Annotated in this window: 13 protein-coding genes; 5 read left to right on the forward strand and 8 right to left on the reverse strand. The window is 62.8% G+C overall.

Features of this window, described 5'->3' with window-relative positions; genetic code table 11:
- Window positions 1-83: 83 nt before the first annotated feature.
- Window positions 84-674, forward strand: a complete 591-nt coding sequence (locus AC1RNA_RS02280; protein WP_492950071.1) for a DUF4337 domain-containing protein — start codon at window positions 84-86, stop codon at window positions 672-674.
- Window positions 675-736: 62 nt separating this feature from the next.
- On the opposite strand, the gene lpdA is transcribed toward AC1RNA_RS02280, so the two are convergent.
- From lpdA to AC1RNA_RS02315, 7 genes are all read right to left on the reverse strand, one after another.
- Window positions 737-2137: a dihydrolipoyl dehydrogenase gene (lpdA, locus tag AC1RNA_RS02285; RefSeq protein ID WP_492950072.1), complete on the reverse strand. Its 1401-nt coding sequence runs from the start codon at window positions 2135-2137 to the stop codon at window positions 737-739.
- 107 nt (window positions 2138-2244) lie between these two features.
- Window positions 2245-3480 (reverse strand): 2-oxoglutarate dehydrogenase complex dihydrolipoyllysine-residue succinyltransferase, encoded by a 1236-nt coding sequence (odhB, locus tag AC1RNA_RS02290; protein WP_492950073.1) that lies wholly within the window; start codon window positions 3478-3480, stop codon window positions 2245-2247.
- 94 nt (window positions 3481-3574) lie between these two features.
- Window positions 3575-6517, reverse strand: a complete 2943-nt coding sequence (locus AC1RNA_RS02295; protein ID WP_492950074.1) for a 2-oxoglutarate dehydrogenase E1 component — start codon at window positions 6515-6517, stop codon at window positions 3575-3577.
- 276 nt (window positions 6518-6793) lie between these two features.
- The gene (gene mdh, locus AC1RNA_RS02300) at window positions 6794-7762 is read right to left on the reverse strand and encodes a malate dehydrogenase (protein WP_009341251.1); all 969 of its coding nucleotides are present in this window, start codon (window positions 7760-7762) and stop codon (window positions 6794-6796) included.
- A 120-nt stretch (window positions 7763-7882) separates the two neighbouring features.
- Window positions 7883-9061, reverse strand: a complete 1179-nt coding sequence (zapE, locus tag AC1RNA_RS02305) for a cell division protein ZapE (protein ID WP_492950075.1) — start codon at window positions 9059-9061, stop codon at window positions 7883-7885.
- A gap of 59 nt (window positions 9062-9120) precedes the next feature.
- Window positions 9121-9699, reverse strand: coding sequence for an RNA 2',3'-cyclic phosphodiesterase (gene thpR, locus AC1RNA_RS02310; RefSeq protein ID WP_009341249.1), 579 nt, complete (start codon window positions 9697-9699; stop codon window positions 9121-9123).
- Between the two features lie 153 nt (window positions 9700-9852).
- Window positions 9853-10626 carry an arylesterase gene (locus tag AC1RNA_RS02315; RefSeq protein ID WP_492950076.1) on the reverse strand — a complete coding sequence of 258 codons (774 nt, stop codon included), beginning with the start codon at window positions 10624-10626 and terminating at the stop codon, window positions 9853-9855.
- Here AC1RNA_RS02315 and AC1RNA_RS02320 point away from each other — a divergent pair.
- From AC1RNA_RS02320 to AC1RNA_RS02335, 4 genes are all read left to right on the forward strand, one after another.
- On the forward strand, window positions 10559-11266 hold the full coding sequence (locus AC1RNA_RS02320) for an ABC transporter ATP-binding protein (RefSeq protein ID WP_492950077.1): 708 nt from the start codon (window positions 10559-10561) through the stop codon (window positions 11264-11266). The genes AC1RNA_RS02315 and AC1RNA_RS02320 overlap by 68 nt on opposite strands.
- Window positions 11259-13796, forward strand: coding sequence for an ABC transporter permease (locus AC1RNA_RS02325; protein WP_492950078.1), 2538 nt, complete (start codon window positions 11259-11261; stop codon window positions 13794-13796). The genes AC1RNA_RS02320 and AC1RNA_RS02325 overlap by 8 nt, the downstream gene beginning before the upstream one ends.
- 205 nt (window positions 13797-14001) lie before the next feature.
- On the forward strand, window positions 14002-14793 hold the full coding sequence (locus AC1RNA_RS02330) for a Bax inhibitor-1/YccA family protein (protein ID WP_009341245.1): 792 nt from the start codon (window positions 14002-14004) through the stop codon (window positions 14791-14793).
- Window positions 14794-14914: 121 nt separating this feature from the next.
- Window positions 14915-15445, forward strand: coding sequence for a GNAT family N-acetyltransferase (locus AC1RNA_RS02335; RefSeq protein ID WP_492950079.1), 531 nt, complete (start codon window positions 14915-14917; stop codon window positions 15443-15445).
- Window positions 15446-15462: 17 nt separating this feature from the next.
- Here the strand turns inward: AC1RNA_RS02335 and AC1RNA_RS02340 are convergent, their stop codons facing one another.
- On the reverse strand, window positions 15463-15828 hold the full coding sequence (locus tag AC1RNA_RS02340; protein WP_009341243.1) for a DUF2794 domain-containing protein: 366 nt from the start codon (window positions 15826-15828) through the stop codon (window positions 15463-15465).
- Between the last annotated feature and the right edge of the window lie 277 nt (window positions 15829-16105).

Here is a 16105-nt window from a genome sequence, read left to right on the forward strand (position 1 = left end):
AAAACCGGTGTCCATCGCGCGGCAGTCTTGCGCCGGTCACAGCCTTCGTTCAATCGTGGCGCATCGACAGCGGAGAATCACCGATGAGCGCCCACGAGAGCATGGAGCACGCCGAGCATGCCGAGCATGCGTCCGGCTCGAACAAGAAGATCGCCCTTCTGATTGCGATCATCGCCTTGTGCCTTGCCCTGTCCGAGACACTCGGTAAGAGCGCGCAGACCGAGGCGATCAGCAAGAACGTCGAGGCCGCGAACCTCTGGGCCTTCTTTCAGGCCAAGAGCATCCGCCGCACTCAGGTGCAGACCGCGATCGAGCAGATGAAGGTCACGACCGACACATCCGCCGACGAGGCGCTCAAGACCGCCGCCGCCAAGCAGATCGAGATCTGGCAGAAGACCGCGGCGCGCTACCGCTCCGAGCCCGAGACCGGCGAAGGCTCCGAACAACTGGCCGCCCGCGCCAAGCATGCCGAGCATGACCGCGATCTCGCGTCCGCCCGCTATCATCATTTCGAACTGGCCTCGGCGGCGTTCCAGATTGGTATCGTGCTGGCCTCGGCCACCATCATCACCGGAATCGTCGCGCTGGCCTGGGGATCAGGCCTTCTGGCGCTGATGGGCATCGCCTTCACCGCGATTGGCCTGTTCGCGCCCCACTCGGTGCATTTGATGTAAAAAACGGGCCGCATCGGGAAATCCCCGGCGCGGCCCGCTTTAATTTCAGACGTTCTTCGCTCTTACATATGAATCGCGCGCTTGGCGACCGCCATCGCCGCTTCCTTCACAGCTTCCGAGCGGGTCGGATGCGCGTGACAGGTGCGCGCGAGATCTTCCGCCGCGCCGCCAAACTCCATCAGCACCGCGCATTCGTGGATCATCTCGCCCGCTTCCGCGCCGATGATGTGCGCGCCCAGCACCCGGTCGGTCTTGGCGTCGGCGAGGATCTTCACAAAGCCGTCGGTGGTCTGGTTGACTTTGGTGCGGCCGTTGGCGGTAAACGGAAACTTGCCGACGTTGTAGGCGATGCCCGCCTGCTTGAGTTCTTCCTCGGTCTTGCCGACGGACGCCACTTCCGGGAAGGTGTAGATCACGCTCGGGATCACATCGTAATTGGTGTGGCCCGCCTGGCCCGCAAGGGTTTCCGCCACCGCCACGCCTTCGTCCTCGGCCTTGTGTGCGAGCATCGGCCCGGCGATGACGTCGCCGATGGCGTAGATGCCCTTCACATTAGTCGCAAGATGCGCGTCTGTCTTGATGCGGCCGCGCTGGTCCAGTTCGACGCCTGCTTCCTTCAGGCCGAGGCCATCGGTGAAAGGCATGCGGCCGATCGCCACCAGCACCACGTCGGCCTCGAGCGTTTCGCTCTTGCCGCCCGCCGCAGGCTCGATTGTGACCTTCAGCGTCTTGCCGGAGGAATCGACACCGGTGACTTTGCTGCCAAGCTTGAACTCGAAACCCTGCTTCTCGAGGATGCGCTGGAAGGATTTGGCGATCTCGCCATCCATGCCCGGAATGATGCGGTCGAGGAATTCGACCACGGTCACCTTGGCGCCAAGCCGCCGCCACACCGAGCCGAGTTCGAGCCCGATCACGCCGGCGCCGATCACCAGCATCCTTTCAGGCACCTTCTCGAGTTTCAGCGCGCCGGTGGACGACACAATGCGCTTCTCATCGATCTCGACACCCTTCAGCTTGGCGACGTCCGAACCTGTCGCAACGACGATGTTCTTCGTCTCCAACACTTGCGTCTTGCCGTCCGCGTCCTTGACCTCGACCTTGCCGGGCCCGGCGATGCGGCCGGTGCCGATAAAGGTCTCGATCTTGTTCTTCTTGAACAGGAAGCCGACGCCCTTGACGTTGCCGTCAACGCCGTCGTCCTTGAACTTCATCAATGCGGCCATATCGAGCTTCGGCGTTCCGACGCCGACGCCCATCTTCGGCAGCATGTGGGCCGCTTCCTCGAAACGCTCGGAGGCATGCAGCAGCGCCTTGGATGGAATGCAGCCGATGTTGAGACAGGTGCCGCCGAAGGTCGGGTTCTTCTCAACCACCGCGACCTTCATGCCAAGCTGGGCCGCGCGGATCGCGCAGACGTAACCGCCGGGGCCGGTACCGATAACGACGAGATCGAAAGACATAAGAGACAACTCCGAACGAGCTTTTCATCGTCGGGGCCGGTTCGCCCCAACCATCCGCATCGAGACATGAACGCCCGGCGCGAGGCCGGACGCGATGGAAAAAGCAATTACAGGTCGAGCACGAGCCGCGCGGGATCCTCGAGGTTTTCCTTGACGCGCACGAGGAAGGTCACCGCTTCCTTGCCGTCGATGACGCGGTGATCGTAGGACAGCGCCAGATACATCATCGGCCGCACCTCGATCTTGCCGCCGACCACGACCGGCCGCTCCTGGATCTTGTGCATGCCGAGAATGCCGGCCTGCGGCGCGTTCAGGATCGGCGTCGACATCAGCGAACCGTAGATGCCGCCATTGGTGATGGTGAAGGTGCCGCCCTGCATCTCGTCGATCTTGAGCTGGCCATCGCGCGCGCGCCTGCCGAAATCGGCAATCGTCGTCTCGATCTCGGCGATCGACTTGTGGTCGCACTCACGCACCACCGGCACCACAAGGCCCTTGTCGGTGCCGACCGCGACGCCGACGTGATAGTAGTTCTTGTAGACGAGGTCGGTGCCGTCGATCTCGGCGTTGACGGCGGGGACTTCCTTCAGCGCCTGCACGCAGGCCTTCACGAAGAAGCCCATGAAGCCGAGCTTGGCGTGGTGCTTCTTCTCGAACAAATCCTTGTAGTGCGCGCGCAGCGCCATGACGTTGGTCATGTCGACCTCGTTGAAGGTCGTCAGCATCGCAGCGGTGTTCTGCACGTCCTTGAGGCGGCGCGCGATGGTCTGGCGCAGCCGCGTCATCTTCACCCGCTCCTCGCGCGCAGCATCGTCAGCCGGCGACGGCGCGCGGACCTGCAGCGAGGCCGCGGGCTGGTTGATCGGAGTGGGCGACGCGGCAGCCTTTTCGATCGCGGCCATCATGTCGCCCTTGGTGACGCGGCCATCCTTGCCGCTGCCGGGAACCGTGCCGGCATCGATGCCGCTTTCCGCCGAGAGCTTGCGAACCGACGGCGCCTGCGGTGCATCGGCAGGCGGAGATTTCTGTGCGGGAGCGGGTGCTGCGGCCGCGGCAACCGGCTTCGCCGGGGCAACTTCCGCCGGCTTTGCCGCAGCAGGCTTGCCCGCGCCTTCTGTGATCTGGCCAAGCAGCGCGCCGACCGCGACCGTCTCGCCATCCTTGGCGACGATCTCCCCGAGCGTGCCCGCGGACGGTGCCGGCACCTCGATGGTCACCTTGTCCGTTTCCAGTTCAACCAACGGTTCGTCGACGGCGACGGCATCGCCGGTCTTCTTGAACCAGCGGCCAATGGTGGCCTCGGTGACGGATTCGCCGAGTGTCGGAACGCGGATTTCAGCCATGTCTTGCCCTTTTTGCGTTTTCGGCGGCGGGTGCCGCCAACGCGATCAAAAAATCGACAAGGCGGCGCCTTGCACGCCGCCTTCAAAAATTATCTCAGCCGAGCGCCTCGTCGAGGAACGCCTTCAACTGCGCGACATGCTTCGACATCAGGCCCGTCGCGGTCGCGGCGGCGGCGGCACGGCCGGCGTAACGCGGACGCTTGCCGGTGGCGCCGATCTGATTGAGCACCCACTCCAGATACGGCTCGATGAAGTGCCACGCGCCCATGTTGCGCGGCTCTTCCTGACACCAGACGAACTCTGCGCCCTTGAAGCGCTCCAACACCTGCACCAGCGTCTTCAGCGGCACCGGGTAAAGCTGTTCGATGCGCAGCAGGTAGACGTCGTCGATGCCGCGCTTCTCACGCTCCTCGAGAAGATCGTAATAGACCTTGCCCGAACACATGATAACGCGACGGATCTTGGCGTCCTCCACTAGCTTGATCTCGCCGCCCATCTCCGCGTCGTCGCGCAGCACGCGATGAAACGAGGTCTCTGGCCCGAAGTCTTCGAGCTTCGATACGGCCCGCTTGTGCCGCAGCAGCGACTTCGGCGTCATCAGGATCAGCGGCTTGCGGAATTCGCGCTTGAGCTGACGACGCAGCACATGGAAATAGTTCGCAGGCGTCGTGAGGTTGGCGACCTGGATGTTGTCTTCCGCGCACATCTGCAGGAAGCGCTCCAGACGCGCCGATGAATGCTCAGGCCCCTGTCCTTCATAGCCGTGCGGCAGCAGGCAGACGAGGCCGGACATGCGCAACCACTTACGCTCGGCCGAGGAGATGAACTGATCGAACACCACCTGCGCGCCGTTGGCGAAATCGCCGAACTGCGCTTCCCACGCCGTCAGCGTGTTCGGCTCGGCCAGCGAGTAGCCATACTCGAACGCGAGCACCGCTTCCTCGGACAGAGCCGAGTTGATGACCTCGTAATTGCCGACCTTGCCGCCAAGATGGTTGAGCGGCGTGTAGCGGCTTTCGTCCTGCTGATCGAACAGCACCGAGTGACGCTGCGAGAACGTGCCGCGCTCCGAATCCTGTCCCGACAGGCGGACATTGTGTCCTTCCCGCATCAGCGAGGAAAACGCCAGCGCCTCGCCGGTCGCCCAATCGATGCCTTCGCCGCTCTCGATCGCCTTGGCGCGGTTTTCGAGGAAACGCTGCACCGTGCGATGCAGGTGGAAGCCATCGGGCGCAACGGTGATCTTCTTGCCGATGTCCCTGAGTTGTTCGAGCGGTACTCCGGTCATCACGCGACCGGGCTCGACGCCCGCCTCGGACGATTTGAAGCCGGTCCACTTGCCGTCGAGCCAGTCGGCCTTGTTCGGCTTGTAGCCTCCGCCGGCCTCAAGCTCGGCATCGAGGCGCGCGCGCCAGTCGGCCTTGGCCTTGTCGACCTCGCCTTCTGTCACCACGCCATCAGCGATCAGCCGCTTGGAATAGATATCGAGCGTCGACGGATGCGCCGCGATCTTCTGATACATCACCGGCTGGGTGAACGCAGGCTCGTCGCCCTCGTTGTGGCCGTGCCGGCGGTAGCAGAACATGTCGATCACGACCGGCTTGTGGAATTTCTGCCGGAACTCGACCGCGACCTTGGCGGCGAACACCACCGCCTCGGGATCGTCGCCGTTCACATGGAAGATCGGCGCGTCGATCATCTTCGCCACATCCGACGGATATGGCGAGGAGCGTGAATAGCGCGGATAGGTTGTGAAACCGATCTGGTTGTTGACGATGAAGTGCAATGAGCCGCCGGTGCGATAGCCCTTCAGATCCGACAGCGCGAAGCATTCCGCCACCACGCCCTGGCCCGCGAACGCCGCATCGCCGTGCATCAACAGCGGCAGCACCGACAGGCGCTCCGGATCGTCGTTCTGATCCTGCTTGGCGCGCGTCTTGCCGAGCACCACCGGATCGACGATTTCGAGATGCGACGGGTTCGCCGTCAGCGACAGATGAACCTTGTTATTGTCGAACTCGCGGTCGGATGAGGCGCCGAGGTGATACTTGACGTCGCCCGAGCCTTCGACCTCGTCAGGGTTGGCGGAGCCGCCCTTGAATTCATGGAACAGCGCGCGGTGCGGCTTGCCCATCACCTGCGTGAGAATGTTGAGGCGTCCGCGGTGCGGCATGCCGAGCACGATGTCGCGCACGCCGAGATTGCCGCCTCGCTTGATGATCTGTTCGAGTGCAGGAATCAGAGCTTCGCCACCATCGAGGCCGAACCGCTTGGTGCCGGTGAACTTGAGGTCGCAGAACTTCTCGAAGCCTTCAGCCTCGACGAGCTTCATCAGGATCGCGCGACGACCTTCGCGGGTAAAGCTGATTTCCTTGTCCGGCCCTTCGATGCGTTCCTGAATCCACGCCTTCTGCTCCGGGTTGGAGATGTGCATGAATTCGACGCCGAGCGTCTGGCAATAGGTGCGTTCGCAGATCGTGACGATCTCGCGCAACGTGCCGTATTCAAGACCGAGCACATGATCGAGGAAAATCTTGCGATCGTAATCGTCGTCCGTGAAGCCGTAGGAGCGCGGATCGAGCTCCTCGTGACCGATCTGCTCCTGAATTCCGAGCGGATCGAGATTGGCGTGGAAGTGACCGCGCATACGATACGCGCGGATCAGCATCAGGGCGCGAACCGAATCGCGCGTCGCCTGCAAAATGTCCTGCGTGTTGGCCGATGGCACGCCGGCTGCGCGCTTGGCGATCTTGTCGCCCATCACCTTTTCGACCTGCGCCCAATTGCCGTCGAGCGCGGAGGTCAGATCGTCGCTGGGCGACAGCGGCCAGTTCGGCTTTTCCCACGAAGGGCCGCGCGCGTTCTTCTCGACGTCGGCGGGAGCGTCATTGAGGCTTTTGAAGAACGACTGCCATTCGGGATCGAGCGAGGAAGGGTTCGTCTCGTAGCGGGCGTACATCTCGTCGATGTAGGTGGCGTTGGCGCCGTCGAGGAAGGAAGTAAGGGCGAAATTGGCGTTCGCGTCCTGGCGGGACATATCGCGTCCTGATGGGCTGGATGCGTCAAGAAAACTGAACCTTGCGTTCAGTTCTGCAGCATCGATGTGATCGATGCATTCTGTACTCTATTTAAGGCGAAAGTTCGCGAAGAAACGACACAAGGTGTGAATTCGAAATTCGCATTATGCGGTATCTATGTTCTGGTGTTTCAAATACCAGAGGGCAAATTTTCATAACAAAACGGCCGGGCAATGCCCGGCCGTTCGACATTCTGAAAATGCGCGGCGTGTCGCCGCACATCTGCGGTCTGCGACTTATTTTCCGAGCAGATCAGGTGCGATTTTTTTGCAGGCGTCGGTGAGTGTCTGCACGGCCTCGACCGACTTGTCGAAGGCTTCGCGATCCTTACCCGTCAGCTCGATCTCGACAACGCGCTCGACACCCTTGGCACCGATCACCACCGGCACGCCGACATAAGTATCCTTCACGCCATACTCGCCATTGAGATAGGCCGCACATGGCACCACGCGCTTCTTGTCGCGCAGATAGCTCTCCGCCATCGCGATGGCCGACGCGGCCGGCGCATAGAAGGCCGAACCGGTCTTGAGCAGGTTGACGATCTCGGCGCCGCCGTTGCGGGTGCGCGTGACGATCTCGTCAATGCGGGCCTGCGAAGTCCAGCCCATCTTCACGAGGTCCGGCAGCGGGATGCCTGCGACGGTGGAATAGCGCGTCAGCGGCACCATGGAATCGCCGTGGCCGCCGAGCACGAAGGCGGTAACGTCCTCGACCGAGACATTGAATTCGTCGGCGAGGAAATAACGGAAGCGCGCAGAATCCAGCACGCCCGCCATGCCGACCACCTTCTTTGCCGGAAGCTTGGAAGCCTTCTGCAGCGCCCAGACCATCGCATCGAGCGGGTTGGTGATGCAGATCACGAAAGCGTCGGGCGCGTATTTCGCGATGCCTGCGCCGACCTGTTCCATCACCTTGAGATTGATGCCCAAGAGATCGTCGCGGCTCATGCCGGGCTTGCGCGGCACGCCGGCGGTGACGATGCAGACATCCGCACCCGCCAGCGCCTCATACGAATTAGTGCCCTTCATTTCAGCATCGAACCCGCTGATCGGCGAGGACTGCGCGATGTCGAGCGATTTGCCCTGCGGGATGCCCTCGGCGATGTCGAACATCACAACGTCGCCGAGCTGTTTCAGGCCGACGAGATGGGCAAGGGTGCCGCCGATCTGGCCAGAACCGATCAACGCAATCTTGTTACGTGCCATGAGAATGTCCTTGTGAAGAAGGTGACGGGAAAGTCGCAAACCCGTTAAACCTTTCGGCAGGGCCGTTCAAGTCGACCTTGGGGTCAGACGTTCCGCCGTTTTCCGGCTTTTGAAACGGGATTAGGTTTCGACCAGGCCCGTGCTGGCGCCGCTGGCGGCGGAATCGCTGCGGCCGTGCGGCAGCGCGAGGTATGAATCCGATCCCATCTCGATGATGCGCGACACGGTACGAGCGAACTCGCGCGCCTCGACGCCTTCCTCGGAACGATAGATCGAGGACGGCTCGGCCGCCGCCGAGGCCATCATTTTCACCTTGTTGTCGTAAAGCGCATCGATCAACGAAATGAAGCGCTTGGCCGGGTTGCGCTCCTCGAACTCCATCACCGGCACATGGTCGATCAGGACCGTGTGGTAGTCGCGCGCGATGCGCAGAAAATCCGGCGGGCCGAGCGGGCGCTCGCACAGATCCTCGAAGGTAAATCGCGCGACGCCATGCGCGGAATGATCGATGTGCAGCACGCGGCCTTTCAGCGCGATATCGCGCGACGGCGCGTCCGCGCTGCCGGTGAGCTTAAGCCAGGCGGTGTCGAGTTTCGCCGCGGCCGTCGCATCATCCGGCACCAGCCACATTTTGATCCCGGACAATTTTTCCATCCGGTAGTCGGTGCGCGCATCGAGCCGCAGCACCTCCATGCGTTCCTCGATGTCGGCGATGAAGGGCAGGAACAGCGCGCGGTTGAGGCCGCCTTTGTAGAGATCTTCCGGCGCCACGTTTGAGGTCGCGACGATCACGGTGCCGAGCTCGAACAGCCGCGCGAACAGCCGCCCCAGGATCATCGCGTCGGCGATGTCGGTGACGTGGAACTCGTCGAAGCACAACAGCCAGGCTTCCTCGAAAATCGAGTTCGCGGTGAGATGGATCGGATCGGCATCGGCGATCTCGCGTTTGGCGATCCGCTGACGGAAATTGAAGATGCGGTCGTGCACGTCGCTCATGAATTCGTGGAAGTGCGAGCGTCGCTTGTAGATCACGGTGCTGCTCTGGAAGAACAGATCCATCAGCATGGTCTTGCCGCGGCCCACCTCGCCATGGATATACAGCCCGCGCGGCGGCGGCGTGCCCTCGGCGAACAACCGTCCGAACAGACCCGGCTTGCGCGGCTTGTAGTGATCGAGATGCGCTTCCAGCGTTTCAAGTTTTGAAACGGCCTCGGTCTGCGCGGCATCCGGTTCGATGGCGCGCGAAGCGATGAGCTGCTCGTAACGGACGCGCAGCGGCGGCGGCGAGGAAACATCCATGCCTGCTACCGGCCCCAGCACGGCGAAAAATGCAACCGCTACAGAGGTCGAACGGCGCGTTATGAAACGGAATATCGTCTCTGGAGGCCGCGATCCGTTTCATGAGACGAAAACGCGTAGGAATCCTCGATCACATAAGGTCCGCCGCCGACGGAGGCGCGCGAGGAAAACAGCACAAAGCGGGAGGCGATGAATGTCTTCGCCGGGAAGTAGCCCCGCACCGAGAGATAATCGGCCACATCGCGGCTCGACGCATCGCGCAGCCGCGCCAGCGTGACATGTGGAATAAATTTCCGGCCCTCAGGATCAAGCCCGAAGCGCCGCATCAGCCGTTCGAGCTCCGCCTGCAGTTCCATCAGTGGGCGGCTCGGCTGGATGCAGGCAACCACCGCGCGCGGCTTCTTCCCGCCGAAGCTGGAGAGCCCCTGCACCGTGACCTCGAAAGGCTTGCGATCGACACGCTCCAGCGTGTTCGCGATCTCGCGCGCGACGTAATCGTCGATGTCGCCGATGAAGCGCAGAGTGACGTGATAATTTTCGGGATCGATCCAGCGACCGCCGGGCAGGCCACCACGCAGCATCGACAGCGATTGGGAAATGTCGGGCGGGATCTCAAGTCCAGTGAATAAGCGAGGCATCGCACTCCCTCGACGCTGTGCCCCGTGCCGGTCTTTCGCCGCTGCTGGTGAAAGCCGCCGGGCGCGAATCACTCACCCGAATCAACTGTCGCATTTGTAACGCAGCTCCATGACGATGCGAAGCGAGCCGGTGGACAGTTTATGGCACTCTCCTCACAACGCTGCTCGCGCGGGAGGCACTTTCTTCACGAATGTCTCCACCGCCGGCAGAATGCGTTGCACGATCGCATCGACTCCTGCCGCCGTGGGATGCAGGCCATCAGCCTGCTTCAACGCCGCATTGTCCGCCACGCCGTCAAGAAAGAACGGATAGAGCGCCACGCCGTATTTTGTCGCGAGGTCTGGATAGATGCTGTTGAAGGCCTTCCCATAGGGCTCACCGAGATTCGGCGCGGCATACATCCCGCACAACAACACGTCGATCCCGCGCGCCTTCAGCCGCTGAATGATCTGGTCGAGCGCGGCACGCGTAACCTTGGGCTCGATGCCGCGCAGCATGTCGTTGGCGCCGAGTTCGACAATCACCGCCTGCGTACCCTGCGGGATCGACCAGTCGAGCCGGTCGCGGCCGCCCGACGCGGTGTCGCCCGACACGCCTGCATTGACGATCTCGGCCGCGATGCCCTTCTCCTTCAGCGCCTGTTGCAGACGCACGGGAAACGCCGCCGAAGCCGGCAGGCCGTAACCCGCGGTGAGGGAATCCCCGAGTACGGCGAGCTTCAAGGGCGCAGCATTCGAAGCTTCCGCCATCGCAACGCCACTCAGGCCCGTAAGGGCAAGTCCCGTAAGTCCCATCACGAGCAAAAACATCCGCGTGAGCCTCTCGACCCCGGCGATGGAACCCCCATATGGCAAACGCATGGATACTCGCACCACACCCTCACAAACGGTCCTCGCGGACCAGCCCGTCATTTCACTCTCCGGCATCGACCTCTCCCTCGGGCGAGGTGCTGCGAAAGTGCACATCCTCAAGGGGATCGATCTCAGCGTCGGGGCCGGCGAGACCGTCGGGCTGATCGGCCCCTCCGGTTCTGGCAAATCGACGCTGCTCATGATCATGGCCGGCTTGGAGCGGCCTGATACGGGAGAGGTGGTGGTTCAGGGCACCTCTTTCAACGGCCTCGATGAAGACGGTCTTGCACGGTTTCGCGGCCGCGAGATCGGCATCGTGTTTCAGTCGTTCCACCTGATCCCGACCATGACCGCGCTGGAGAACGTCGCGGTGCCGCTCGAACTCGCGGGCAAGATGGATGCGACCGAGCGCGCCACGCGCGAATTGCAGGCCGTCGGCCTCGGCGAAAGATTGCATCACTATCCGGCGCAACTGTCCGGCGGCGAGCAGCAGCGCGTTGCATTGGCCCGCGCGCTCGCGCCCGATCCCGCGATCCTGCTCGCGGACGAACCGACCGGAAATCTGGATGAAGCCACCGGCCAGCAGATCGTCGACCTGTTGTTCGCGATGCACGAGGCCCACGACACTACGCTGGTCCTGGTGACACATGACGCCTCACTGGCGCAGCGCTGTGGGCGCACCGTGAAGCTGCGCTCGGGCCGCATCGATGGGTAACGGTTTTTCTCTCGCGTTGCGCTTTGCGTTGCGCGAATGGCGCGGCGGCCTGCGCGGCTTCCATGTCTTCGTCGCCTGCATTGCGCTCGGCGTGTTCGCCATCGCAGGTATCGGTTCGATCTCCGCAAGCCTGAGTGACGGCTTGAGCCGTCAGGCGCGCGTACTGCTCGGCGGCGACATTACCTTCGCTTTGTTCCAGCGCGAGGCGACCACTCAGGAATTGTCCTTCCTCCACAAACAAGGCGAAGTGTCGCGCGTCGCGACGCTGCGCGGCATGGCCCGCACGGCCCATGACGACTTCTCGCTGATCGACATCAAGGCGGTGGACGACCGTCACCCGCTGCTCGGCGAACTGACACTCGAACCGCAAATGCCGTTGTCGGATATTTTCGTGCAGCGTGACGGCCACTATGGCGCGGCGGTCGACCCGGTGTTGCTGGCGCGGTTGAACCTCAAGGTCGGCGACACGGTCAGCGTCGGCCAAACCACGTTCCAGATCCGCAGCAGCCTGACCGCCGAGCCCGACAAGCTGCTTGGCGGCATCACGATCGGGCCGCGCGTTCTCATCAGCATCGACGCCCTGAACACCACAGGGCTATTGCAGCCCGGCGCGCTGGTGCGCTGGACCTATCGCGTCAAACTCGCCAACCCGAACGAGACGGCGGTGACGCAATTGACCGAACGCGCGCGGCAGCAATTCCCGCAGGCCGGATGGGAAATCCGCAACTCGCTCAACGCATCGCCGCAACTTGAGCGCAACGTCTCGCGCTTCACCCAGTTTCTGACACTGGTCGGGCTTGCCGCATTGCTGATCGGCGGCATCGGCGTCGTCAACGCGGTGCGAAGCCATCTGGAGCGCAAGCGCGACGTGATCGCGACCTACAAGGCGCTCGGCGCAAGCGCGAGAATGGTGTTCGCGATCTATCTGATCCAGGTGCTGCTGCTGGCGCTGCTCGGCTCATTGATCGGCGCCGCGCTGGGTGCCGCGCTGCCTTATGCGGTGCTGGTGCTGTTCGGCCATTTGCTGCCGCTACCGCTCGAGGCCAGCATTTATCCCGCCACGCTCGCGCTGGCGCTCGGCTACGGCATTCTCGCCGCGCTCGCTTTCGCGCTGTGGCCGCTTGGGCGCGTGCGTGACATCCCCGCCGCCGTGCTGTTCCGCGCAGAAGTCTCCGACGAGATGCCGCGCATGAGCCCGCGCCAGCTCGTCACACCTGCGGCTGCCATCGCGCTGCTTGCGGCGGCCGCTGTCCTGCTTGCCTATGACAGGAAAATCGCGGCGATCTTCGTCGGCGTAAGCCTCGTCGTATTCCTGCTGCTGCGCGTCGTCGCGTGGCTCACGATGGCGATCGCGCGGCGTGTGCCGCGCCCAGATAACACCATGCTGCGGCTTGCACTCACCAACATCTACCGTCCCGGCGCGCTCACGCCATCCGTGGTGCTGTCGCTCGGCCTTGGACTCGCAGCACTTGTCACGGTGACCCAAATCGACGCCAATCTGCGCCGCCAGTTCAGCGCGGCGCTGCCCGAGCGTGCGCCGTCGTTCTACTTCCTCGACATTCCCTCGGCGCAATCGGCCAACTTCAGCCGGTTCGTCGGCACGCTCGCGCCCGACTCCAAGGTGGAAGTGGTTCCGATGCTGCGCGGACGCATCACGGCGGTGAAGGGCATCCCGGCCGAACAGCTCAAGCCGTCATCGGATGCCGAATGGGTTTTGCAGAGCGACCGCGGCATTAGCTACGCCGACAAAGTGCCAGAGGGCTCGAAGATCGTCGCGGGCAATTGGTGGGCCCCGGATTACGACGGCAAGCCGCTGGTCTCGCTGGAACAGAAGATCGCCGACGGGCTGGGTATCGGCATCGGCGACGAGATCACCGTCAATGTGCTCGGGCGCAACATCACCGCGACCGTCGGCAATCTGCGGAGCGTCGACTGGCAGAACCTCGGGATCAATTTCGTCCTGGTGTTCTCGCCCAACACCTTCGCCGGCGCGCCCCATACTGACCTCGCCACCCTGACCGCGAACCTCTCCACCCCGGCTGATGACGCAAATGTTATCCGGGAGGTTGCCCACGCCTTCCCCTCCGTCACCAGCGTCCGGGTGCGCGACGCGCTCAAGAGCATCGGCGACATCGTGACCAACCTCACCCTCGCGATCCGGGGCGCAAGCCTGGTGACCCTCATCGCCGCCCTGCTGGTCCTGGGCGGGGCGCTGGCGGCAGGCCACCGTCACCGGGTCTATGACGCCGTGATCCTGAAAACGCTGGGCGCGGTCCGGCGCCAGCTGATTGGGGCTTATGCCGCAGAATATGCCCTAATTGGGCTCGCCACCGCGGTGTTCGGGGTCGCGGCGGGGTCGGTTGCGGCCTGGCAGATCGTGACCCGGCTGATGCATCTCAGCTTCACCTGGGAGGCTACCACCGCCGCCCTGGTGGCCGCTGCTGCCCTGGCGTTAACCATCGGCCTGGGCCTTATCGGGACGTTCATGGCCCTGCGGTTGAAACCCGCCGCCGTTCTGCGCAATCTCTAGCATCTGCAATGCATTAAAAAGCTGCAATGACAGATATTTTGCGACATTCAGCCGCGCGGAACGACTTGCGTGCTATGTGTTATTCTCCCACATACGGAGCAGGTCCGGATTCGCGATAAAGCGTCGAACGATGCTTCAACGGCCGGAGACAGATTTTCCCGCCGTCACCCTTTCGGGGGCGACGGTCAACCAAGAGGTTTCGACAATGTCGGACTCGGATCGTAACTACGCCTCGCCGTTCGGCCATGTTGCCGGGCGGGTTGACGCGGCTGCCGTAGACGCCGGCCTGCGCGCGTACATGCTCAAGATTTACAACTACATGACGATCGGCCTCGCCATCACCGGCTTCGCCGCGCTCGGCGTGTATATGGGCGCCGTAACCACCGACAGCGCCGCTGCCGTTGGCCGGGTCGGCAATACGATGCTGACCTCGTTCGGCGTCGCGATGTTCGTGAGCCCGCTCAAGTGGGTCTTCATCTTCGCGCCGCTGGTGATGGTGTTCGCCATCTCCTTCGGCATCAACCGCCTGCGGCCCCAGACCGCGCAGATGCTGTTCTGGGCCTTCTCGGCGCTGATGGGCGTCTCGCTGTCGTCGATCTTCCTTGTCTACACGCACACCTCGATCGTGCGCGTGTTCTTCATCACGGCGGCCTCGTTCGGTGCGTTGAGCCTCTACGGCTACACCACCAAGCGCGACATGACCGGCATGGGCTCGTTCCTGATCATGGGCCTGTTCGGCGTCATCATCGCGAGCATCGTCAACATCTTCGTGGCGAGCTCGATGCTGCAGTTCGTGGTCTCGATCGTCGGCGTGCTGGTGTTCGCGGGCCTCACCGCCTGGGATACCCAGCGGCTGAAGAACGACTACATCTACGGCTATGGCGCGATGGGCGGCGATATCGCCGAGCGCGCGGCCATCACCGGTGCGCTGTCGCTCTACCTGAACTTCATCAACCTGTTCACGCTGCTGTTGCAGCTTCTTGGACAGCGCGAGTAAGCAAGGCGACAGCCTCCCAGCGATCAAGCCCCGGCCTCGTGCCGGGGCTTTTGTTTTGGCGCTTTTTGAAGCTTTAGTTTTGCCACTTCAATTTTGACTTGCGCGAATTTATGGTCGCGCCATGAGCGATTTCACCATCCGGGCTGCGACCGCCGCCGACATCCCCGCCATTACAGCGATCTACGGCTTCGAGGTGCGGGAGAAGACCGCGAGCTTCGAGATGACGCCGCCAGACGAGGCCGAGATGATGCGCCGTTTTACGGCTATCACCGGCGGCGGCTCTCCCTATCTCGTTGCCGAGGTGGGCGGGCGCATCGCGGGCTACGCCTATGCCGGGCCGTACCGGCCGCGCCCCGCCTATCGCTACACGTTAGAGAATTCGGTCTATCTCGATCCGGCCTATTACCGTCGCGGCATTGGCAGCGCGCTGCTTAAGGAGCTGATCGCGCAATGCACCGCGCGCGGCTACCGCCAGATGATCGCGGTGATCGGAGATTCAGCCAACGCAGCCTCGATCGGCCTGCACCGAAGCGCGGGCTTCGCCATGATCGGCATTCACCCGAATGTCGGATTCAAGTTCGGGCGCTGGCTCGATTCGGTGCAGATGCAGCTTGCGCTCGGCGAAGGCGGCAGCACGACGCCGCAAGAATAGCGAAAGACCAGAAACCGTCAGACCAGCGCGAGCTTGCGGTCGATCACTAGGAGCACGCGTTCAAGCTCGTGGCCGCGCCGCAGGATCTGGCCGCTCGCCGAGATCACGCTATAGGCGCCCTGCTTGCGTGCGAGGCGAGGGTCCTTTTCGATCCGGTAGATTGGAACTTCCGAGGAACGGCGGAAGATCGAGAACACCGCCCGGTCCTTCAGGAAATCAATGGCATAGTCCCGCCACTCACCGTCCGCGACCATGCGTCCATAAAGATTGAGGATGCGGTTGAGCTCAATGCGGTTGAAAGTAACCGTTGCGGGCGGCGCGTTCCAGCCGCGCTCAAGTGGCCGATTATCTTCGCCGTCCAAATCGCCAGAGCCGAGCCCCATTCCCATCTCCGTGTCATCGGCGTCACATGATCGGCCGCGCCGGGCTGCTTCGCAAGCCCCAATTCGCCTCGCTTGTCATCTCACCTGGCTCTCACGGCAACGTTAGAAAAAATCATAATGCCGCCCGATTTCCGCCCCCCGGCCGCCGCCAGGGCTTGAGAGGCTCTGCGCATTGGTTGACCCGGTCCTTTCGGCACCGGATTCCTCAGCCCCCAGCCCCCCGGGGTCGTCAGGATCGGGTCTATTTTTCTTGGTTTCTTCCTCACCTGTGATTGGT

The sequence above is a fragment of the Afipia sp. GW821-FHT14H12 genome (genome assembly GCF_058803465.1).

Excerpts from the sequence above, each read along its gene's own strand:
- AC1RNA_RS02280 (WP_492950071.1), top strand. The coding sequence starts at position 84 with ATGAGCGCCCACGAGAGCATGGAGCACGCCGAGCATGCCGAGCATGCG.
- lpdA (WP_492950072.1), bottom strand. The coding sequence starts at position 2,137 with ATGTCTTTCGATCTCGTCGTTATCGGTACCGGCCCCGGCGGTTACGTC.
- odhB (WP_492950073.1), bottom strand. The coding sequence starts at position 3,480 with ATGGCTGAAATCCGCGTTCCGACACTCGGCGAATCCGTCACCGAGGCC.
- AC1RNA_RS02295 (WP_492950074.1), bottom strand. The coding sequence starts at position 6,517 with ATGTCCCGCCAGGACGCGAACGCCAATTTCGCCCTTACTTCCTTCCTC.
- mdh (WP_009341251.1), bottom strand. The coding sequence starts at position 7,762 with ATGGCACGTAACAAGATTGCGTTGATCGGTTCTGGCCAGATCGGCGGC.
- zapE (WP_492950075.1), bottom strand. The coding sequence starts at position 9,061 with ATGGATGTTTCCTCGCCGCCGCCGCTGCGCGTCCGTTACGAGCAGCTC.
- thpR (WP_009341249.1), bottom strand. The coding sequence starts at position 9,699 with ATGCCTCGCTTATTCACTGGACTTGAGATCCCGCCCGACATTTCCCAA.
- AC1RNA_RS02320 (WP_492950077.1), top strand. The coding sequence starts at position 10,559 with ATGGATACTCGCACCACACCCTCACAAACGGTCCTCGCGGACCAGCCC.
- AC1RNA_RS02315 (WP_492950076.1), bottom strand. The coding sequence starts at position 10,626 with ATGCCGGAGAGTGAAATGACGGGCTGGTCCGCGAGGACCGTTTGTGAG.
- AC1RNA_RS02325 (WP_492950078.1), top strand. The coding sequence starts at position 11,259 with ATGGGTAACGGTTTTTCTCTCGCGTTGCGCTTTGCGTTGCGCGAATGG.
- AC1RNA_RS02330 (WP_009341245.1), top strand. The coding sequence starts at position 14,002 with ATGTCGGACTCGGATCGTAACTACGCCTCGCCGTTCGGCCATGTTGCC.
- AC1RNA_RS02335 (WP_492950079.1), top strand. The coding sequence starts at position 14,915 with ATGAGCGATTTCACCATCCGGGCTGCGACCGCCGCCGACATCCCCGCC.
- AC1RNA_RS02340 (WP_009341243.1), bottom strand. The coding sequence starts at position 15,828 with ATGGGGCTCGGCTCTGGCGATTTGGACGGCGAAGATAATCGGCCACTT.